The 255-nt window shown below is 60.0% G+C and carries 1 pseudogene; it reads left to right on the top strand.

The window, feature by feature from the left end:
- Positions 1-255 (top strand): annotated as a pseudogene (locus tag ACZYOF_RS44695) (IS630 family transposase); the annotation flags it as partial.

The following is a 255-nucleotide window of genomic DNA, read 5'->3' as shown; positions in this document are numbered from 1 at the left end:
CTGCCGGGTTTGCGCGCTGGAACGGCCCCCTGCTGGCGGAGGCGCTGGGCGACGTCGACGTTCAATATGTCTGGCGCTTCCTGCGCGAGCACAAGATTGATCTTTCGGTTCGCAAATCCTGGTGCGATAGCAACGACCCCGAATTTGCGGCCAAAGCCGCCGATGTTGTTGGTCTTTATGTCGATCCGCCTGCAAAGGCCATTGTCTTGTGCGTCGATGAGAAGCCATCGATCCAGGCCCTGGAGCGCGCCCAAA

The organism is Bradyrhizobium sp. LeoA1Lang, from assembly GCF_055413685.1.
Note: the sequence above shows the minus strand (reverse complement) of the source record. Positions and strands in the feature narration are given on the sequence as shown.